Source organism: Caballeronia sp. AZ10_KS36, assembly GCF_023631105.1.
Classification (GTDB): Bacteria; Pseudomonadota; Gammaproteobacteria; order Burkholderiales; family Burkholderiaceae; genus Caballeronia.
Window position 1 is genome coordinate 1 of the sequence record NZ_JALQDQ010000088.1, and the last position, 257, is coordinate 257.

Here is a 257-nt window from a genome sequence, read left to right on the forward strand (position 1 = left end):
GTCCGGCGAGTGCCAGCGCGTCACGCGCGCCTTAGGCACCCAGCGCAGCATCTGCTCGAGCCCGCCGACGGGTGCGAACGAGTCGTTCGGCAGTGAGATCGCGAGCACCTGCCCGCCATAGGCCCCCAACGCCGCCTCGTAGTCGATCTGAGCCCCCGACGGACGCACGCGCCCGGTACGCGCCATCCGCGACCAGTCCTGCACGAGCACCCGCGATTGGCGCCCCCAGAACTTCAGCCGGTCGCCCGGCCAGTACC

The 257-nt window shown here is 71.6% G+C and carries 1 protein-coding gene; it reads right to left on the reverse strand.

The features are described from left to right. Positions 1-257, reverse strand: a 257-nt coding sequence (locus NCR35_RS29830; RefSeq protein WP_250537471.1) for a hypothetical protein, incomplete at both ends; no start/stop codon positions are given.